The 19,079-nt window shown below is 61.3% G+C and carries 15 protein-coding genes; 1 reads left to right on the forward strand and 14 read right to left on the reverse strand.

What is annotated here, in order from left to right:
* The first annotated feature begins 86 nt into the window (after nucleotides 1-86).
* A complete protein-coding gene (locus KGA81_RS30155) occupies nucleotides 87-800 on the forward strand; it encodes a methyl-accepting chemotaxis protein (protein ID WP_411736537.1) in 714 nt (237 codons plus the stop codon).
* A 108-nt stretch (nucleotides 801-908) separates the two neighbouring features.
* Here the strand turns inward: KGA81_RS30155 and mdoH are convergent, their stop codons facing one another.
* From mdoH to KGA81_RS03160, 14 genes are all read right to left on the reverse strand, one after another.
* Complete coding sequence (mdoH, locus tag KGA81_RS03095) at nucleotides 909-3,479, reverse strand: glucans biosynthesis glucosyltransferase MdoH (protein WP_223544527.1); 2,571 nt, start codon at nucleotides 3,477-3,479, stop codon at nucleotides 909-911.
* Nucleotides 3,472-5,286: a glucan biosynthesis protein G gene (locus KGA81_RS03100; RefSeq protein WP_223544528.1), complete on the reverse strand. Its 1,815-nt coding sequence runs from the start codon at nucleotides 5,284-5,286 to the stop codon at nucleotides 3,472-3,474. The genes mdoH and KGA81_RS03100 overlap by 8 nt, the downstream gene beginning before the upstream one ends.
* A 319-nt stretch (nucleotides 5,287-5,605) precedes the next feature.
* Entirely contained in the window at nucleotides 5,606-6,043 is a 438-nt protein-coding gene (gene dtd, locus KGA81_RS03105; RefSeq protein ID WP_223544529.1) for a D-aminoacyl-tRNA deacylase, read from the reverse strand.
* Nucleotides 6,040-7,011, reverse strand: coding sequence for a prolyl aminopeptidase (pip, locus tag KGA81_RS03110; protein ID WP_223544530.1), 972 nt, complete (start codon nucleotides 7,009-7,011; stop codon nucleotides 6,040-6,042). Before pip ends, dtd begins: the two co-directional genes overlap by 4 nt.
* Nucleotides 7,012-7,115: 104 nt before the next feature.
* Nucleotides 7,116-8,018, reverse strand: coding sequence for an alpha/beta hydrolase (locus tag KGA81_RS03115; protein WP_223544531.1), 903 nt, complete (start codon nucleotides 8,016-8,018; stop codon nucleotides 7,116-7,118).
* A gap of 208 nt (nucleotides 8,019-8,226) precedes the next feature.
* Nucleotides 8,227-9,183 (reverse strand): choline ABC transporter substrate-binding protein, encoded by a 957-nt coding sequence (locus KGA81_RS03120; protein WP_223544532.1) that lies wholly within the window; start codon nucleotides 9,181-9,183, stop codon nucleotides 8,227-8,229.
* A gap of 278 nt (nucleotides 9,184-9,461) precedes the next feature.
* A complete protein-coding gene (hutG, locus tag KGA81_RS03125; RefSeq protein WP_223544533.1) occupies nucleotides 9,462-10,265 on the reverse strand; it encodes an N-formylglutamate deformylase in 804 nt (267 codons plus the stop codon).
* Between the two features lie 10 nt (nucleotides 10,266-10,275).
* On the reverse strand, nucleotides 10,276-11,481 hold the full coding sequence (gene hutI / locus KGA81_RS03130) for an imidazolonepropionase (protein ID WP_223544534.1): 1,206 nt from the start codon (nucleotides 11,479-11,481) through the stop codon (nucleotides 10,276-10,278).
* Nucleotides 11,482-11,498: 17 nt separating this feature from the next.
* Nucleotides 11,499-12,905, reverse strand: coding sequence for an amino acid permease (locus KGA81_RS03135; RefSeq protein ID WP_223544535.1), 1,407 nt, complete (start codon nucleotides 12,903-12,905; stop codon nucleotides 11,499-11,501).
* 89 nt (nucleotides 12,906-12,994) lie between these two features.
* Nucleotides 12,995-14,527, reverse strand: a complete 1,533-nt coding sequence (gene hutH, locus KGA81_RS03140) for a histidine ammonia-lyase (protein WP_223544536.1) — start codon at nucleotides 14,525-14,527, stop codon at nucleotides 12,995-12,997.
* Between the two features lie 113 nt (nucleotides 14,528-14,640).
* The gene (hutH, locus tag KGA81_RS03145; protein WP_223544537.1) at nucleotides 14,641-16,164 is read right to left on the reverse strand and encodes a histidine ammonia-lyase; all 1,524 of its coding nucleotides are present in this window, start codon (nucleotides 16,162-16,164) and stop codon (nucleotides 14,641-14,643) included.
* A gap of 141 nt (nucleotides 16,165-16,305) precedes the next feature.
* Complete coding sequence (locus KGA81_RS03150; protein ID WP_218429661.1) at nucleotides 16,306-17,136, reverse strand: glycine betaine/L-proline ABC transporter ATP-binding protein; 831 nt, start codon at nucleotides 17,134-17,136, stop codon at nucleotides 16,306-16,308.
* Nucleotides 17,133-17,984, reverse strand: coding sequence for an ABC transporter permease (locus KGA81_RS03155; RefSeq protein ID WP_103396924.1), 852 nt, complete (start codon nucleotides 17,982-17,984; stop codon nucleotides 17,133-17,135). Before KGA81_RS03155 ends, KGA81_RS03150 begins: the two co-directional genes overlap by 4 nt.
* 70 nt (nucleotides 17,985-18,054) lie before the next feature.
* Nucleotides 18,055-19,023: an ABC transporter substrate-binding protein gene (locus tag KGA81_RS03160; RefSeq protein ID WP_223544538.1), complete on the reverse strand. Its 969-nt coding sequence runs from the start codon at nucleotides 19,021-19,023 to the stop codon at nucleotides 18,055-18,057.
* Between the last annotated feature and the right edge of the window lie 56 nt (nucleotides 19,024-19,079).

Genomic DNA, 19,079 nt, shown 5'->3' on the forward strand with positions numbered 1-19,079 from the left:
CCGCCGAAGAGCTGTCCGCCGTCACCGAGCAGACCAGCGCCGGGGTCAACAGCCAGAAGGTCGAGACCGATCAGGTCGCCACTGCCATGAACGAAATGGCCGCCACCGTGCAGGAAGTGGCGCGCAACGCCGAAGAAGCCTGCGAAGCTGCCGTCGCCGCCGACCAACAGGCCCGCGAGGGCGACAAAGTGGTCGGTGAAGCCATCGCCCAGATCGAACGCCTGGCCAAGGAAGTCGGTCACTCCACTGAGGCCATGGGCGAACTCAAGCGCGAAAGCGACAAGATCGGCAGCGTGCTCGACGTGATCAAATCCGTGGCCCAGCAGACCAACCTGCTGGCGCTCAACGCGGCGATTGAAGCCGCCCGTGCCGGTGAAGCCGGGCGTGGTTTTGCCGTGGTGGCTGACGAAGTCCGCAGCCTGGCCCAGCGCACCCAGAAGTCCACCGAAGAGATCGAAGAGCTGATCGTCGGCCTGCAAAGCGGCACGCAGCAAGTGGCAACCATCATGGACAACAGCCGCAACCTGACCGACAGCAGTGTCGAACTGACCCGCCGCGCCGGCGGCTCACTGGAAAGCATCACCCGCACCGTCTCGGCGATTCAGGCGATGAACCAGCAGATCGCCGCTGCCGCCGAACAGCAAAGCGCTGTGGCCGAAGAGATCAACCGTAGCGTGCTGAACGTGCGGGATGTGTCGGATCAGACTTCGGCGGCGAGTGAGGAGACCGCAGCCTCCAGTGTTGAACTGGCGCGGTTGGGTACACATTTGCAGAGGCTGGTGGGCAGATTCAAGATTTGAGGTGATGCGCATGCCTCGGCCTACTAAAGACCGAGGTGATGCCATCGCTGTCTCACTCACACTGGTCATCGCCATCAAAAAAAAAACCCGCTTTCGCGGGTTTTCTCATTATGCCACCTGAGGCTGCACACTCATCGGCTTGAGCGGCAGCAGCGGTGCATGGGGGTCGGCCTTGACCGACTTGCGCCATGCACCCAGCCACTCGGCGTGGCCTTCGCTCCAGACCTGCTCATGCAGGCGGGCCAAGGCGACCGGGTCGCTCAGCAGTTGCACACGCTCGTTGTTGGTCAGGCCTTCAGGTCCGGCTTTCATCGCGTGGCGCACCCGCTCGTTGCGCAGCCATTCGATCGGCTCGGCCTGACGGTGACGCGAGGTCGCCAGCGAGCACGCCAGGGCGTTCTGCTGTGGATCGACCACCGAACGGACGAAGCCGTCGTGCAGTGCGTGCCAGCGGTTTTCGTGGGTGTACTGGTCGGTGGCCAGCAAGGCCTGCGGCGGATTGTATTCCTCGGGGATCAGGAACAGGCTCTCGTCACGGGACTTCAGGCCCAGGCCGACGCGGCTGGAGATCACCGACACCGGGATCGACAGCATCAACGAACCGACAATCGGCACCAGCCACCACAGGAAGCTCGGGTTCAGCCAGATCACCAGCATGGCCCAGAAGAAGCCCAGCAGGGTTTGCGGGCCGTGGCGCTTGACCGCTTCGCTCCACGGCGTGGAGTCGTCGTCACGTTGCGGCGAATTCCAGGTCGCGGCCCAGCCGAGGAACGCGGCGAGGACGAAACGGGTGTGGAAGATCATCCGCACCGGCGCCAGCAGCATGGAGAACAGCATCTCCAGCAGCATCGACAGGGTCACCTTGAACTTGCCGCCGAACTCTTTCGCACCCTTGGCCCAGATCAGGATGATGCTCAACAGTTTCGGCAGGAACAGCAGCACGATGGTGGTCGAGAACAGCGCAATCGCCTTGTCCGGGTGCCATTGTGGCCACAACGGGTAGAGCTGGCGCGGTTCGAGGAAGTACTGCGGCTCCATCAGCGTGTTGACCGCCAGCAGTGCGGTCGACAACACCAGGAAAAAGAACCACAACGGCGCCGACAGGTAGGACATCACGCCAGTCAGGAATACCGCGCGGTGCACCGGGTGCATGCCCTTGACCAGGAACAGGCGGAAGTTCATCAGGTTACCGTGGCACCAGCGACGGTCACGCTTGAGTTCGTCCAGCAGGTTCGGCGGCAGTTCTTCGTAGCTGCCCGGCAGATCGTAGGCAATCCACACGCCCCAGCCAGCACGGCGCATCAACGCGGCTTCAACGAAGTCGTGGGACAGGATCGCGCCGGAGAACGCGCCTTTACCCGGCAACGGCGCCAGGGCGCAGTGATCGATGAACGGCTTCATGCGAATGATCGCGTTGTGGCCCCAGTAGTGCGACTCCCCCAGTTGCCAGAAGTGCAGGCCAGCGGTGAACAACGGCCCATACACGCGAGTGGCGAACTGCTGCATGCGCGCATACAGGGTGTCCATGCCCGACGCCCGTGGCGCGGTCTGGATAATCCCGGCGTCCGGCGTGGCTTCCATCAGGCGCACCAGACTGGTCAGGCACTCGCCGCTCATCACGGAGTCGGCATCGAGTACGACCATGTACTTGTAGTCACCACCCCAACGACGGCAGAAGTCGTCGAGGTTACCGCTTTTACGTTTTACGCGACGGCGGCGGCGGCGATAGAAGATCTTGCCGAAGCCCCCGGCTTCGCGGCAGACATCCAGCCAGGCCTGTTGCTCGGCGACACAGATATCGGCGTCATTACTGTCGCTGAGGACGAAAAAATCGAAGCGATCCAGGTCACCCGTGGCCGCGACCGACTCGAAAGTCGCGCGCAGACCGGCGAATACCCGTGGCACGTCTTCGTTGCAGATCGGCATCACCAGGGCGGTGCGCGCATCCTTGGGAATCGGCTCATTGCCGGCACTTTTACCGGAGATACGGTATTTATCGTGGCCGGTGAGCAATTCGAGGAAGCCCATCAGTGCAGTCCAGAAACCGGCCGAGACCCAGCAGAACAGAATCCCGAACAGGATCAGGATGCTGGTCTGCAAGGCATACGGCAGCACTTGCGTGGCGGTTTGCAGCAGCGGTTGGTGCAGCACTTCGTCGAGGTCGACGAACGACCAGCCCTGGTACGGCATGATGCCTTTCATGTACCAGCCGGCGACGATGGTCTGACCGAGCATCAGCAGCAACAGAATGTAGCGACGGATCGAACCCACGGTGCGCCAGCGCGCAGCAGGCAACACCCGTTCGTCCTTCGGCGGCTTCGGCGGGTTGGTACGACCGGTCATCCGGCGCCAGCCACGCACCAGAATGTTGGTGCGCCACGGTTCCGGTACGACCTTGGTGCGCCGGATCGGCGGGGTCGCCTTGAGGCAGACCCGGCCGTTGGCGTCGAGTGCCAGCATTTCCGCGTCCTGCAGCTCCTCGGCGGTGCTCAGGGTCAGGCGTTTGCCGACCGAAGCCTGGGCGGCTTCGGTCGGAGCGTCGAACGTCGATGACGACAGGCGTTCGTGCAATTCGCTGAAAGACTGGCAGCCCGCGAGTTCCGCGCGCTGCTGGTCGGTCATCGGCAGATGCGCCAGATACTCGGAGAGAGTTTCTGGCCGTACTTGAGAGTTACTCATCGGCAGGCAACTGATAGCTCCAGGTTTCGGTCAGGACTTCTTCAGTCGGCGCCGATTCCGGTGTGGCTGGGGCCGCGTCCGCAGCGGCAGGCTGCTTGGCGTCTGTATTGGCCTTGTCCTTGGCATTTGCAGCAGGCTTCGCGTCAGCCTGCTTGGCCTCTGCTTGCCTGGCTTCCTTGTCCTCTTTCTCCTGTTGCTTGGCGGCAACCTTGTCGGCCTTGGCAACCGACGAGTTCGACGACGGAATCGAAGTCTTGGCCAGGTCCGCCGGCACGATGTTCTGCACCAGCGCGGCACGCATCTCGGTGGACTTGCTCGGATCCTTGATCTTCATCCGCAGGGTCAGGCGCCAGCCCTTGGTTTCAGGGTTGAAGCGCACACTGTTTTCCACCAGTTCGGCGTTGTCGCCGACGCTGACCTGGCTGCGAACCTCCGCATCGGCAGGCAATGCCGCCAGGGACGGGCCTTCGAAGTCCACCAGGTAGGCAACGCTGCCGTCCGGCTGACGAATCAGGTTGGACTGCTTGACGTCACCGGTGGAACGCAGGGTCTGTTTGACCCAGGCGCTGTCCGGTGCGTGAATCGCCGCTTCATCCATGGTCCAGTGCATACGATAAGCGACATCGAGCGGCTGGCCAGGTTCCGGCAATTTTTCCGGATTCCAGAAGGCTACGATGTTGTCGTTGGTTTCGTCGGCGGTCGGAATCTCGACCAGATCGACAGTGCCCTTGCCCCAGTCACCCTTCGGCTCGATCCAGGCGCTTGGGCGCTTGTCGTAGCGGTCGTCGAGGTCTTCGTAGTGGCTGAAGTCGCGGCCACGTTGCAGCAGACCGAATCCGCGCGGGTTTTCCACGCTGAAGTTGCTCACGGCCAGGTGTTTCGGGTTGTTCAGCGGACGCCAGATCCATTCGCCGTTGCCGGCATGGATCGCCAGACCGCTGGAGTCGTGCAATTCGCGACGGTAGTTCAGTACCTTCGACGGCTGGTTGGCGCCGAACAGGTACATGCTGGTCAACGGGGCGATACCCAGCTTGCCGACCTTGTCACGCAGGAACATCTTCGCCTTGACGTCGACGATGGTATCGCTGCCCGGACGCAGGATCAGACGATAGGCACCGGTGGCACGCGGAGAGTCGAGCAAGGCGAAGATCACCAGGTGCTTGTCGCCTGGCTTGGGCTGCTGAATCCAGAATTCGCGGAAACGCGGAAATTCTTCGCCGGACGGCAACGCGGTATCAAGCGCCATGCCGCGAGCGGACAAGCCATAAACGTGACCCTTGCCGACGACGCGGAAGTAGCTCGCGCCGAGCATCGTCATGATTTCGTCTTGCTTGTCGGCTTTGTTGATCGGGTACAACACACGGAAACCGGCATAACCCAGTTGTTCGGTGGCCTTGGGATCGAACTTCACGTCGCCGAAGTCGAAGCGACTCGGGTCATATTTGATCTCTTCGACGGTGTTCGCGGTGATTTCGTTGATTTTCACCGGCGTATCGAAATGCATGCCCTGGTGATAGAAGGACAGCTTGAACGGCGTCTTCTGATCAGCCCATTCGGCTTTTTCTGTCAGAAAGCGAATTTTCTGATAGTCCGCGAATTTCATGTCGCGGAACTCGTTCGGCAGGTTACTGCGCGGCGCTTCGTATTTTTGCCCGGCCAGCTCTTTTGCCCTGGCCGATACATCATCCAGACTAAATGCCCAAAGCTGGCCGGCGCTGAGCAGGCAGAGCAGTGCAGAGCCCGCTACCAGGGCGCTGCGTAACCGTTTGGCAGACAATTTTGGTGCGTTACAGGGACTAACAATCACGAGCAACCCTCGCCGAAAACAGATCAAAAAACCAACGGCCAGTTAAAGGGTCTGCTCGGTGACGGTATGAAAAACCGCCCTTGCAAACCACTCTTGCCAAGTTGGCGAGCATTGTTCCGACTCCGCTGGGGCGAAATGATTCCCCAATCGGATCCGGACAAGTCTCTACCTAAGTCAAAATGGACCAACGAATGCTGATCCCCGTAGCGCGGGATTATCTAGTAGGCCGCGTTACAACGCATCAGGGGTAACAAAGTATTTATCGCGAAAAAAACCTGTTTTCAGTCGAAATGAACGTAAAAACTTGTTTCAAACGCTTTCAGGTCTGCAACAGGAAGGTTACCGGGCCATCATTGACCAGATGCACCTGCATATCCGCGCCGAATCTACCTGATGCCACAGTGCCATGCACCTGTTTCGCCTTGCTCAATAGATAGTCGAATAGTTCTTCGCCCAGCGCCGGAGGGGCCGCAGTCGAAAAACTCGGACGCAGCCCGTTTTTAGTATCGGCAGCCAGAGTGAACTGAGAGACCAGCAGCAGCCCGCCGCCCACATCCGCCAGGGACAGATTCATCTTGCCCTCAGCGTCGCTGAACACCCGATAGTTAAGCAGCTTATTGAGAAGTTTGTCGGCACTGGCCCGCGTGTCGTCGGGCTCGATGGCTACCAGGACCAGCAATCCCTGATCGACGGCACCTACGACTTCGCCCGCGACCTCGACCCGCGCGCCGCGCACCCGTTGCAACAGGCCCTTCATGCTTCTTCAGGCGGCAGGTCAAGCAGTCGCCGGGCCATCAGATTGGCGGCGCGCACCAGCGCGTCGGTGATGCCCGGTTCGGATGCGGCATGACCGGCATCGCGGATGACCTGCAGTTCGCTGTTCGGCCAGGCTTGATGCAGTTCCCAGGCGTTATCCAGCGGGCAGATCACGTCATAGCGACCATGGATGATCACGCCGGGCAAATGGGCGATCCTGTCCATGTTGCGGATCAATTGGTTCGGCTCCAGGAAGGCGTGGTTGCTGAAGTAGTGGCATTCGATGCGGGCAATCGACAATGCACGTTGCGGCTCGGAGAAGCGGTCCACTACCAGCGGGTTGGGACGCAGGGTCGCGGTGCGGCCCTCCCAGGTCGACCAGGCCTTGGCCGCGTGCATCTGGGCAATCTGGTCGTTACCGACCAGACGCTTGTGGAACGCGGTAAGCAAGTCGTTGCGTTCGTCCAGAGGGATGGGCGCGATGTAGTCCTGCCAGTAATCGGGGAACAGGCGGCTGGCGCCGGACTGGTAGAACCATTCGATTTCCTGCGGACGGCAGAGAAAGATCCCGCGCAGAATCAGACCGTGTACACGTTCAGGATGGGTTTGTGCATAAGCCAGCGCCAGGGTCGAACCCCATGAGCCGCCAAAAAGTACCCACTTGTCGATGCCCAGGTGCTGACGAATCCGCTCAAGGTCGGCGACCAGATCCCAGGTGGTGTTGTTTTCCAGGCTGGCGTGGGGGGTGGAGCGACCGCAACCGCGCTGATCGAAAGTAACAATGCGATAGAGATTGGGATCGAAGAAACAACGACTCTGGGCATCACATCCGGCACCGGGACCACCATGGATGAACACCACGGGCAAACCTTCCGGTGAACCGCTTTCGTCGACGTACAGGGTGTGGGTCGCATCGACGGCCAGATCGTGCCGGGCGTAGGGTTTGATCTGTGGGTACAAAGTCTGCATTGCGCACTCCGTAAGGGGTCAAGGTCATCCCTGGGGGGACTTCTATTGTTCTGCCGTCCGGCATCATAAACCCGAATTACGTCAATGAGCATGCCCATGCAGAGTCAGAGTCTTGCCGACAGATATCCGAACAAGGTTTCGTACAGTGCATCGACCTCGACCGCCTGCCTACGGGCCCGCAAACAGCCATGAACCAAACCCTCGCCGACATATAGCGTGGCAGCCACGCCCGCAGCCTTCAGTCGTTCGGCATACAGCACACCGTCATCGCGCAACGGGTCGAATTGCGCCACGGCGATCCATGCCGGTGGCAGACCGCTGAAATCCTTGGCGAGCAATGGCATGGCGTAGGCGTTCGGATGGCGGGTGCCACGCAGGTAAAGGGCGTGATAGTAATCGACGTCACTGCTACTGAGTAACGGCGCGTCGATGCACTCGCTACGCGACGGCAACCGGTGGTCACCGCCCAATCCCGGATAGATCAGAACCTGCGCGCACGGCAGCCGCTCGCCGGTATCGCGCAGCGCCAGGCACAACGCCGCCGCGAGGTTGCCACCGGCACTGTCGCCGGCCACCAGCATGCGTTCCGGATCGAGTTGAAACGGACTGGTCAGCAGTGCTCGCCAGACCTTCAGGCAATCATCGAACGCGGCGGGAAACGGATGCTCCGGCGCCCGGCGGTAATTGACGGCGATCACCCGTACACCCAGCGTCGATGCCCATTCGGCGCAGATGAAATCGTGGGAATCGAGGTCCCCCACCACCCAGCCGCCATGCAGGTAAACGATGCACGACGCACCACTGGCCGGTGGTTGATAGGAGCGAACAGCAACACCGGCCAACTCGAAATCAACCACAGACAACCCGGCGGGGCGCGCCGGGGTAAACGCCCGGCACATCTCGCTGTAGGCCTGGCGCAACCCGGTGATACTGCTGTCGGTGCTGTTGAAACTCAGGGTTTTGTCGACGAAAGCCGTCATTTGTTCGGAGAGCGGATAAGGAGCCATGAGCCTTGTGCCCGTCGATTCAGAGGGTTCGGATTGAAATGAGCTCTGTGGCGAGGGAGCTTGCTCCCGCTGGGCTGCGAAGCAGCCCCCCATATTGCGCAACTCGCTGTCTAACTGATTCACCGAGGCGCAGAACTTGCGAGTGCTTCGCACTCGGACGGGAGCAAGCTCCCTCACCACAAAAGCCTTTTATTCACAAAGACCGGGGTCAGTTCTTCAGGCTGGCCTGAACTGTCGCCACGCCATCCTTGCCATCGACACTGCTGACACCTGCCAGCCAGCGCTGCAAGTCTTCGGGATGGTCACGCAGCCATTTTTTCGCGACATCCTGAGCTGTCTGGCGCTCCATGATCGGCACCATCAACTGGCTTTCCTGGGCGGCGCTGAACGTGAGGTTTTCCAGCAGGCGATTGACGTTCGGGCAACGCTGGGCGTAATCCGGCGCGGTTACGGTGGAAACGGTCGCAGCACCTTCATTCGGGCCGTACACGTCTTCACTGCCGGTCAGGTAGGTGATTTTCATGTTGATGTTCATCGGATGCGGGGTCCAGCCGACGAACACCACGAACTCCTTGCGATTCACCGCCCGCTGCACGGCCGCCAGCATCCCGGCCTCACCGGACTCGATCAGTTTGAAGTCCTTGAGGCCAAAGTGATTGGTTTCGATCAGGGTCTTGATCGTGGTGTTGGCGCCACTGCCCGGCTCGATGCCGTAGATCTTGCCGCCGAGCTGATCCTTGAATCTGGCGATGTCGGCGAAGGTTTTCAGCCCGGCCGCTGCCACATAGTCCGGGACCGCGAGGGTGGCCTGGGCATCGGCCAGGCTCGGTTTGTCCATGACCTTGACCTGATTGGCAGCCACGAACGGTGCGATGTTTTTATCCATCGCCGGTTTCCAGTAACCGAGGAAGATGTCCAGGCGCTTGTCGCGGATGCCGGCGAAGATGATTTGCTGCACGGCGCTGGTTTGCCTGCTTTCGTAGCCAAGACCGTTGAGCAGCACATCGGCCATGCCACTGGTGGCGATCACGTCGGTCCAGTTGACCACGCCCATGCGCACGGTTTTGCAGGAGGCATCGTCCGCGGCCATGGCGCCGGCGCTCAACAGAGCGGTGCCGCAGAAAATTGAGAGACAGCGGGTGAACAGACCTTTGGGGCTTGTCATAGAGAGCATTCTCGTGCGGCAGCGGATTATTGTCGGGGCGGTGTCTTTGTGCACCGTGGCCAGAACATTACGCAGCAGACGAGTGGTGAAAGCGACCTGTAGCGACCGTGTTTTGCACGGTGGCGACAGTCATGAGCAGATATTGAGGCATATGAAAACCTGTGGGAGCGAGCTTGCTCCGGGCGGCGTTCCGACGATGAGGCCATGACATTCAACATTGATGTTGCCTGCCAGTCCGCCATCGCGAGCAAGCTCGCTCCCACAGGTTATGCGGCAGGTTAGCGCTTGTAGTGTTTTTCACCCCAGGCCAGCAACCCTTGCAGCAACTCCTTCAACACCACCCGCGTCGGCTCTGCCAGGTCCGGGCGATAACGGAACGGCTCGAACTCTTCCATGTACGTGCACTGCCCCAGCTCCAGCTGCACGGCGTGGATGTTCTCGACCGGGTTGCCGTAATGGCGGGTGATGTGCCCACCCTTGAAGCGTCCGTTCAGCACGTGGGTGTAGTTTTCGTGACGCGCGCAGATCGCTTCCAGTTGGGTCGCAAGCTGTGGATCGCAACTGGCGCCGTTGAAGGTGCCAAGGTTGAAGTCCGGCAACTTGCCGTCGAACAGGTGGGGGATGATCGAGCGGATCGAGTGCGCATCGAACAGCAACGCATAGCCGAACTCGGCCTTCAGTCGCGCCAGTTCCTGCTGCAAGGTGCTGTGATACGGCGTCCAGATCTGCTCAAGATAGGTTGCGCGCTCTTGTTTCGAAGGCTCCAGCCCTTCGCGGAACAACGGCACGCCGTCGAACAGCGTGGCCGGGTAAAGGCCGGTGGTCGCGCCCACGTACAAGGGTTTGTCGTCGGACGGCCGGTTCAGGTCGATGACGAACCGCGAGTACTCGGCGGCCAGGGTGCTGGCGCCCAGTTCAGCGGCGAAATCGTACAGCTGCGGGATGTGCCAGTCGGTGTCCGGCAGGCTTTTTGCGGCAGGGATCAACCCGGCTTCGACTGCCGGGGTCAGACGCACACCGGCGTGGGGCATGCTGATCAGCAGCGGTACGCGGCCTTGTTTGAAGTTCAGAACCTTATCCACAACAGATCTCCTACAGACTTGATTCGACGCCGTGGCGCACGACGCGTTTTTCCAGATCGCCGCCCAGCCAGTAACACAGGTCAGCCGGGCGATCGATTTGCCAGGCGACGAAGTCCGCAACCTTGCCGGCCTCCAGCGAACCATGGGTGGCGGCCATGCCCAGCGCGGTGGCAGCGTGAATCGTCGCGCCGGCCAGGGCTTCTTCCGGGGTCATGCGAAAACAGGTGCAAGCCATGTTCAGCATCAGGCGCAACGACAGTGCCGGCGAGGTGCCCGGATTGAGGTCGCTGGCGATGGCGATTTTCACGCCGTGCTTGCGCAGGGCTTCCATCGGCGGCAGTTGGGTTTCGCGCAGGAAGTAAAACGCGCCGGGCAACAGCACTGCGACCGTGCCGGACTTGGCCATGGCGATGGCGTCGTCTTCGGTCATGAATTCCAGGTGATCGGCGGACAACGCGTGGTAGCGCGCCGCCAGGCTCGAACCATGCAGCGACGACAATTGCTCGGCGTGCAGCTTCACCGGCAGGCCCAGTTTCCGGGCGGTGATAAATACGCGTTCGACCTGCGCCGGGGAGAACGCCAGGTACTCGCAGAACGCATCCACGGCGTCGACCAGCCCTTCAGCGGCCAGGGCCGGGAGCATGTCAGCGCAGATGTGATCGATATAGTCGTCGGCACGATCGGCGTATTCCGGCGGCAGGGCGTGAGCGGCCAGGCAGGTGCTGCGCACACTGACCGGCAGTTCAGCGCCGAGGCGACGGGCCACGCGCAGCATCTTGCGCTCGTTGGCCAGGTCCAGGCCGTAGCCGGACTTGATTTCGATGCTGGTGACGCCATCGCGCATCAGGCTTTTCAGGCGCTTGGCGGCGCTGGCGAACAGTTCGTCTTCGCTGGCGGCGCGGGTGGCGCGCACGGTGCTGGCGATGCCGCCACCGCTGGCGGCGATTTGCGCGTAGCTGACGCCTTGCAGGCGCTGCTCGAATTCGCCGCTGCGGTTACCGCCGAACACCGTATGGGTATGGCAGTCGATCAGGCCCGGTGTGACCCAGGCCCCGTCCAAATCATTGACGGCCGGGTACTCGCCCGCCGGCAATTCACCGCGCGGGCCGACCCACTCAATGTGCGCACCTGACGTCACGATGGCCGCGTCCTCGATGATCGAGTAGACGCCTTGTGCCATGGTTGCGACGTGGCAGTGTTGCCAGAGAGTTTTCATCCTTGGCCTCCGTTAGGTTATCGATGAGAAAAAGAGGGTTCCTGCGTCACCAGGGCTGCCTGGCCCGCCGCCGGTTTCACCCACGTCAGGTAAGCCAGCACCAGCAACACGATCCAGACTACGCCGACGATCAGCGCTGCCTGGGTGTCCGGGAAATAGCCCAGCACGCCGAAAATGAACAGCATGAAGGCAATCGCCGCCGCCGGCGCATAGGGCCAGAGCGGTACCGGGAATTTCAGTTGTGCGACCTGTTCGGCGCTCATGGAGCGGCGCATGGCCACCTGGGTCACCAGAATCATCAGCCAGACCCACACCGTGGCAAAGGTCGCGATGGACGCGATCAACAGGAACACGTTTTCCGGGATCAAGTAGTTCAGCAACACGCCCAGCAACAGCGCGGCACTCATCACCACCACCGTCATCCATGGCACGCCATTGCGCGACAGGCGGGCGAAGCCCTTGGGTGCATGGCCTTGCTGGGCCAGACCGAACATCATGCGGCCAGCGCCGAAGATGTCACTGTTGATCGCCGAAATCGCCGCCGTGATCACCACGATATTGAGGATGGTGGCCGCAGAGCTGATCCCCAGCTTGTCGAAAATCTGCACGAACGGGCTGCCCTGGCTGCCGATCTGCTGCCATGGAAAGATCGACATCAGCACCAGCATCGTCAGCACGTAGAACAGCAGGATCCGCAACGGCACGGCATTGATCGCCCGGGGCAGCACGTGCTGCGGGTCCTTGGCTTCACCCGCCGTTACGCCGATGATTTCAATACCGCCAAACGCAAACATCACCACTGCGAACGAAGCAATCAGGCCGCCCATGCCATTGGGCATGAAGCCGCCCTGGGTCCAGAGGTTGCTGATGTCGGTCGCCTGGCCGGGGGCCGAGCTGATACCGAACCACATGATGCCGAAACCGCCCAGGATCATCGCGACGATGGCCGCGACCTTGAGCAGCGACAGCCAGAACTCCATTTCACCGAAGACTTTGACGTTGCACAGGTTCAGGCCGCCGACGATGGAAACGACACCCAGCACCCAGATCCAGCGGGAAACCTCCGGGAACCAGAACCCCATGTAGATACCGAATGCAGTGACGTCGGCCATGCCGACGATGACCATTTCGAATGCGTAGGTCCAACCGAGGATGAAGCCCGCCATCGGCCCCAGGTAGGTGCTGGCGTACTGGCCGAAAGAGCCGGCCACCGGGTTGTGCACCGCCATCTCACCGAGGGCGCGCATGACCATGAACACCGCCGCGCCACCAATCAGGTAAGCGAGCAGTACGGCAGGCCCGGCCATTTGAATGGCCGAGGCAGATCCATAAAAAAGCCCGGTGCCGATCGCCGACCCCAGCGCCATGAAGCGAATATGTCGGGCAGAGAGCCCGCGTTTCAAACCTTTTTCCGGCTGTTGCATTTCTCGTCCCTAGTTATTGTTATGCGACGCAAAATCGAATCGCCAGCAAGCCGGCTCCTGTAGGAGCTGGCTTGCCAGCGAAGGCGCCCTTACAGGCTAGGCAGCAACTTCGTCGAAACCAGCTCGTTCAGGCAACGCGAGGCCAACAATTCAGTCGCCGCATTGATGTCCGGTGCGAAGAAGCGGTCTTTCTCATAGAAAGGCACTTCGTTACGCAGAATGGCACGGGCCTTTTCCAGTTTTGGCGAAGTCTTCAGACCGTTGCGCAAATCCAGACCCTGAGCCGCAGCCAGCCATTCTACGGCGAGGATCCCGCGGGTGTTCTCGGCCATTTCCCACAGACGCTTGCCAGCCGCTGGCGCCATCGATACGTGGTCTTCCTGGTTGGCGGAAGTCGGCAAACTGTCCACCGAATGCGGATGGGACAGGGCCTTGTTCTCGCTGGCCAGTGCCGCTGCGGTCACCTGGGCGATCATGAAGCCGGAGTTCACGCCACCGTTGGCCACCAGGAACGGCGGCAGTTGCGACATGTGCTTGTCCATCATCAACGAGATGCGGCGCTCGCTCAGGGAACCGATTTCAGCGATGGCCAACGCCATATTGTCGGCGGCCATGGCCACAGGCTCGGCGTGGAAGTTACCACCGGAGATCACGTCACCTTCAGCGGCGAACACCAATGGGTTGTCCGATACGGCGTTGGCTTCGATGGCCAGCACTTCGGCGGCCTGACGGAACTGGGTCAGGCAGGCGCCCATGACTTGTGGCTGGCAACGCAGGGAGTATGGATCCTGGACCTTTTCGCAGTTTTCATGGGAGTCGGAGACTTCGCTGCGCTCGCCCAACAGATCGCGGTATGCGGCGGCGGCATCGATCTGGCCTTTCTGGCCACGGGCAGCGTGGATGCGTGCGTCGAACGGCGAACGCGAACCCAGCACCGCTTCAACGGTCAGGCCGCCCAGTGCCAAGGCACCGGCGAACAGGTCTTCACCTTCGAACAGGCCACGCAGGGCAAACGCGGTGGAGACTTGAGTGCCGTTGAGCAACGCCAGACCTTCTTTGGCGGCCAGGGTCAGTGGAGTCAGACCGGCGACTTTCAGCGCTTCGGTGGCTTCCATCCACTCGCCTTTGTAGCGCGCCTTGCCTTCGCCCAGCAGCACCAGCGACATGTGGGCCAGAGGCGCCAGGTCACCGGAGGCACCGACCGAACCTTTCAATGGAATGTGCGGGTAAACCTCGGCATTGATCAGGGCGATCAGCGCGTCGATCACTACGCGGCGGATACCGGAAAAGCCACGGCTCAGGCTGTTGACCTTGAGCACCATGATCAGGCGTACCAGCTCGTCGCTGATTGGCTGACCGACACCGGCGGCGTGGGAAAGCACCAGCGAGCGCTGCAGGTTTTCCAGGTCTTCGCTGGCGATGCGGGTCGAGGCCAGCAGGCCGAAACCGGTGTTGATGCCGTAGGCGGTGCGGTTCTCGGCGAGGATCTGCTCCACGCAGGCAACGCTGGCTTCGATCTGGGCCGAGGCGCTGTGGTCAAGGGTCAGTTTCACCGGCTGCTGATAGACGTCACGCAGTTGGGCGAGGCTCAGTTGGCCGGGAATCAGGTTTAGCGCAGTCATTTTGTGCTCCTTTTGAGAGTTGTTGTTAACTCACCAGACGCTCCGGAGATGTCCGTTGTCCGTCGCGTCTGCCTTTTAGGGAGCCGCGCCTTGGCACGCTGGTGTTGTGAAAGTCAGTTCAGTTCTGGAAAAGCGTTGTGCAGCAAAATCGGGTCTTTCAATACCGCAGCAGCGGCGGCAATATCCGGTGCCAACCAGCGATCCTGGTCGTAGGGGGCAACATGCTCGCGCAGCAGGCGCCAGGCCGCATCGGTGCCTGCGCCGAAGCGTTGTTCTTTGAGGAACTCAAACGCCTGGGCCGCCAGCAAATACTCGATGGCGAGGATCTGCGTGCAGTTTTCCAGTGCGCGGTGCAGCTTCAGCGCGGCGTTGGTGCCCAGGCTCAGGTGATCTTCCTGCAGGCCCGACGTCACGTAGTTATCCAACACTGCCGGCTGCGCCAGTTGACGGTTCTGCGCGCACAGCGAAGCGGCGACGTATTGCACGATCATCATCCCGGAATTCACCCCCGGGTTGGCCACCAGGAAGGCCGGCAGGCCGCTGACATGCGGGTTGATCAAGCGGTCCAGGCGACGCTCGGCGATGGAGCCGATTTCCGCCATGGCGATCGCCAGCAGGTCCGCCGCCATTGCCACGGACTGGCCATGGGGGTTGGCCTGGGACACCACGCGGTAATTGTCTGCGGTGCCCAGCACCAGCGGGTTGTCGGTAGCGCCGTTGAGTTCGGTTTCGATCTGTTTGGTCGCATGCACCAGTTGATCGCGTGCGGCGCCGTGCACCTGCGGGATCGAGCGGATGCTCAGGGCATCCTGGGTACGAATGCCTTTGCTCCGGGCGATCACTTCGCTGCCGTCGAGCAAGGCCCGCAGGTTGATCCCGACCTGCTGCATGCCCGGGTGCGGCTTGAGCGCGATGATTTCGGCGTCGAAGGCGTCGATCTGCCCACGCTGGGCTTCGAAGCTCATGGCGCCGATCACGTCGGCCCATTCCAGCAGGCGCGTGGCATCGGCAATGGCCAGGCAGCTCAGGCCAGTCATGCACGGAGTGCCGTTGACCAGGCACAAACCGTCCTTGGCGCCGAGCTTGACTGGTTGCAGCCCTTCTTCGGCCAACGCTTGCTGCGCGGAAACGATCTGACCGCGATAGCTGACATTGCCGACGCCCAGCAGCGCGATGCCGATGTGCGCCATGTGGGTCAGGTAGCCCACGGAGCCCTGGGACGGCACTTGCGGGGTGATGCCACGGTTGAGCAGTGCCAGCAGTGCTTCGACGACCTGACGGTGCAGGCCGGATTTGCCGTGGCTGTAGTTGACGATGGCGGCGCACATGATCGAGCGGGTCTGCTCGTCGCTCAGCGCTTCACCTACGCCGCAAGCGTGGCTGAGCAAGGTGTTGCGCGACAACTGGCTGAGTTGTTCGTCCTGCAGCGAGACGTTGCACAGCGCGCCCAGGCCGGTGTTGATGCCATAAGCACGTTCGCCGCTGGTGACGATGCGCTGAACGATGGCCTGCGCGTTTTCGATGCGCGCCCAGATCGGTGCCGACAGCTCAAGCTGTGCGCCATCGCGGGCCACGGCGACCACGTCCTGCCAGGTGACCTGAGCTTGGGTGATAACGATTTTTTCAGCCTGGGACATCTTCAACCTCGTGCTTACTACCTGAATATTGATGCAGCCTTACCGGCGCCTTCGCTGGCAAGCCAGCTCCTACAGGGGTTACGCGCACCTTGTAGGAGCTGGCTTGCCAGCGAAGGGGCCGGCCCAGCCACCACAACTCTTTTAAACCACCGCCGCCCGACGCTGCACAAAGCGGTCGACATACTCATCCGCCGGCGAGTGCAGGATCTCTCGTGGCGTGCCGACCTGGATCAGGCGGCCATCCTTGAGGATCGCGATGCGGTTGCCGATGCGCACGGCCTCGTCGAGGTCGTGGGTGATGAAGACGATGGTCTTGTGCAGGGTCTTTTGCAGCTCCAGCAACTGGTCCTGCATCTCCGCGCGGATCAACGGATCGAGGGCGCTGAAGGCTTCGTCCATCAGAATGATGTCGGTGTCCGCCGCCAGGGCACGGGCCAGGCCCACACGCTGACGCATGCCGCCAGAAAGCTGATGCGGGTATTTGTTTTCGTAGCCCTTGAGGCCCACGGTGTTGATCCAGTGCTGCGCACGCTCGGCGCACATGGCCTTGCTTTCGCCGCGAATTTTCAGGCCGTAGGCGACGTTGTCCAGCACGCTCTTGTGCGGCAACAGGCCGAAGCTCTGGAACACCATGCTGATCTTGCGCCGGCGAAATTCGCGCAGGGCTTCCATGTCGTATTGCAGGATGTCCACGCCGTCCACCAGGATCGCACCGCTGGTCGGATCGATCAGGCGATTGAAGTGGCGGACCAGGGTCGACTTGCCGGAACCCGACAACCCCATGATCACGAAGATCTCGCCGCTGCCGATGCTCAGCGACAGGTCGTTCACACCCACCACGCAGCCGGTCTCGGCCAGCACCTGATCCTTGGTCTTGCCCTGGCCGACCATGGCCAGCGCGTCCTTGGCACGGTTGCCGAAAATCTTGAAGACGTTTTTGACTTCGATCTTGCTCACGGTTGCGTTGTTCATTTGCTCACCTCATGCCGTGCGCGACCGTACGCCTGTGTAATGCGGTCGATCACCACAGCCAGAATCACGATCGCCAGACCGGCTTCAAGGCCACGCCCAACGTTGAGGGTCTGAATCCCCACCAGCACGTCTTCACCCAAACCACGGGCACCGATCATCGAGGCGATCACCACCATCGACAGGGCCATCATGGTGGTCTGGTTGATCCCCGCCATGATGCTCGGCAGAGCCAGCGGCAGTTGCACGCCGAACAGTTGCTGCCACCGGTTGGCACCGAAGGCGTTGATCGCTTCCATCACTTCGCCGTCGACCTGGCGAATGCCCAGATCGGTCAGGCGGATCAGCGGTGGCGCGGCGTAGATCACGGTGGCGAAAATCGCCGGGACCTTGCCCAGGCCGAACAGCATCAGCACCGGAATCAGGTACACGAAGCTCGGCATGGTCTGCATGATGTCCAGCAACGGCATCAGCACCGAACGCAGGCGATTGCTGCGCGCCGAGAGAATGCCCAGCGGGATGCCGATCAACACCGAAATGATCGTTGCCACCATCATCAGCGCCAGAGTCTGCATCAGCTTGTCCCAGAGGCCGACCGCACCCACCAGGAACAGCAAGCCGACGATGACGGCGGTGGTCACGACCTTGCGGGTCGCGTGCCAGGCCACACCGGCCACGATCGCCAGCATCAGCCACCAGGGCGCTGCACGCAGCAGGCTTTCAAGATTGACGATGGCCCACAACAGGGTGTCGGAGATGTGCCGGAACACGTCGCCGTAGTTGGTGACCAGCGAATCGACCCAACCGTTGACCCAGTCGGCGATGGAAAAGGTAAAGCTTTCGGGAAACATAAGAGACTCTCAATCAAGGGGTTGCGATCAAGCATCCGACTGCCGTCGCCGACAGTCGGAGAAGCCCGACCTACAAGGCCGCGTCGATTTTCTTGGCTGCGTCTTCGCTCACCCATGCGTGCCAGACTTCAGGATGTTCCTTCAGGAAGATCTTGGCCAGTTTTGGTGACTCGATCCGCTCTTTGGTCATGCGCCCCAGGTTCTGGTTCAGCAGGTCGATTGGCACGTTGACCTTTTCCAGCACGGCCACCAGTTCCGGTGCTTCGTCGTGGAAAGTCTTGGACAGGCCGACCTTGATGTCCACGGTCTTGTTCACGCCTGGTTTCTCTTCGAGTTTGACCACGTCGATCTGGCCCATCAGCGGGGTTGGCGACCAGTAGTAGAACAGGATCGGCTCGCCACGCTTGTAGCTCGACAGCACCGCGGCATCCAGCGCCGGGCCGGTGCCTGGGCGGAAGTTGGTGTAGGTGCTTTCCAGGCCGTAGCTCTTGAGCATTTCGCTGTTGTCCAGCTCACAGGTCCAGCCCGCCGGGCAGTTGTAGAAACGGCCCTTGGATGGCTCTTCGGCGTCCTTGAAGATCGCCGAGTACTTGCCCAGGTCAGCAATGTTTTTCAGGTCCGGCGCCTTGGCTTCCAGCTTGCGCTTGGCATCGCCTTCGATCACGTAGCGCGGCACGTACCAGCCTTCAATTGCACCAACAACCGGCGCGCCGACACCGACGACCTTGCCGGCCTTCTCGGCCTTGTTCCAGACTTCGCTGCGGCCGACCCACTCTTCGGCAAACACTTGAATATCGTTGCTGCCCAGGGCGTTTTCCATGGTGATGGAGTTGCCCGGCAGGCTGTCGGTCTTGCAGTCGTAGCCTTTCTCCAGCACGACTTGCATCACGTCGGTAAGGAGCATGGCGCTTTCCCAGTTCAGGCCGGCGAATTTCACAGGTTTCCCCGACTCGCACCAACCCGCCGCCTGAGTGGCGCCGGCGCTGGCCAGCAGGCCCATGGAAAGCAATGCGGTCAGCAGGGTCTTGTTCGATTTCATTGTTGTGACGCTCCTAATCATGAGTTGGCTTACGGCAGTCAAGAGGCATCCAGCCC

The sequence above is a fragment of the Pseudomonas sp. A-B-19 genome (assembly GCF_019947515.1).
GTDB lineage: Bacteria > Pseudomonadota > Gammaproteobacteria > Pseudomonadales > Pseudomonadaceae > Aquipseudomonas.

Coding starts and splice junctions, on each gene's coding strand:
- KGA81_RS30155 (WP_411736537.1), top strand. CDS start 87: ATGAACGAAATGGCCGCCACCGTGCAGGAAGTGGCGCGCAACGCCGAA.
- mdoH (WP_223544527.1), bottom strand. CDS start 3,479: ATGAGTAACTCTCAAGTACGGCCAGAAACTCTCTCCGAGTATCTGGCG.
- dtd (WP_223544529.1), bottom strand. CDS start 6,043: ATGAAGGGCCTGTTGCAACGGGTGCGCGGCGCGCGGGTCGAGGTCGCG.
- pip (WP_223544530.1), bottom strand. CDS start 7,011: ATGCAGACTTTGTACCCACAGATCAAACCCTACGCCCGGCACGATCTG.
- KGA81_RS03115 (WP_223544531.1), bottom strand. CDS start 8,018: ATGGCTCCTTATCCGCTCTCCGAACAAATGACGGCTTTCGTCGACAAA.
- KGA81_RS03120 (WP_223544532.1), bottom strand. CDS start 9,183: ATGACAAGCCCCAAAGGTCTGTTCACCCGCTGTCTCTCAATTTTCTGC.
- hutI (WP_223544534.1), bottom strand. CDS start 11,481: ATGAAAACTCTCTGGCAACACTGCCACGTCGCAACCATGGCACAAGGC.
- KGA81_RS03135 (WP_223544535.1), bottom strand. CDS start 12,905: ATGCAACAGCCGGAAAAAGGTTTGAAACGCGGGCTCTCTGCCCGACAT.
- hutH (WP_223544536.1), bottom strand. CDS start 14,527: ATGACTGCGCTAAACCTGATTCCCGGCCAACTGAGCCTCGCCCAACTG.
- hutH (WP_223544537.1), bottom strand. CDS start 16,164: ATGTCCCAGGCTGAAAAAATCGTTATCACCCAAGCTCAGGTCACCTGG.
- KGA81_RS03150 (WP_218429661.1), bottom strand. CDS start 17,136: ATGAACAACGCAACCGTGAGCAAGATCGAAGTCAAAAACGTCTTCAAG.
- KGA81_RS03155 (WP_103396924.1), bottom strand. CDS start 17,984: ATGTTTCCCGAAAGCTTTACCTTTTCCATCGCCGACTGGGTCAACGGT.
- KGA81_RS03160 (WP_223544538.1), bottom strand. CDS start 19,023: ATGAAATCGAACAAGACCCTGCTGACCGCATTGCTTTCCATGGGCCTG.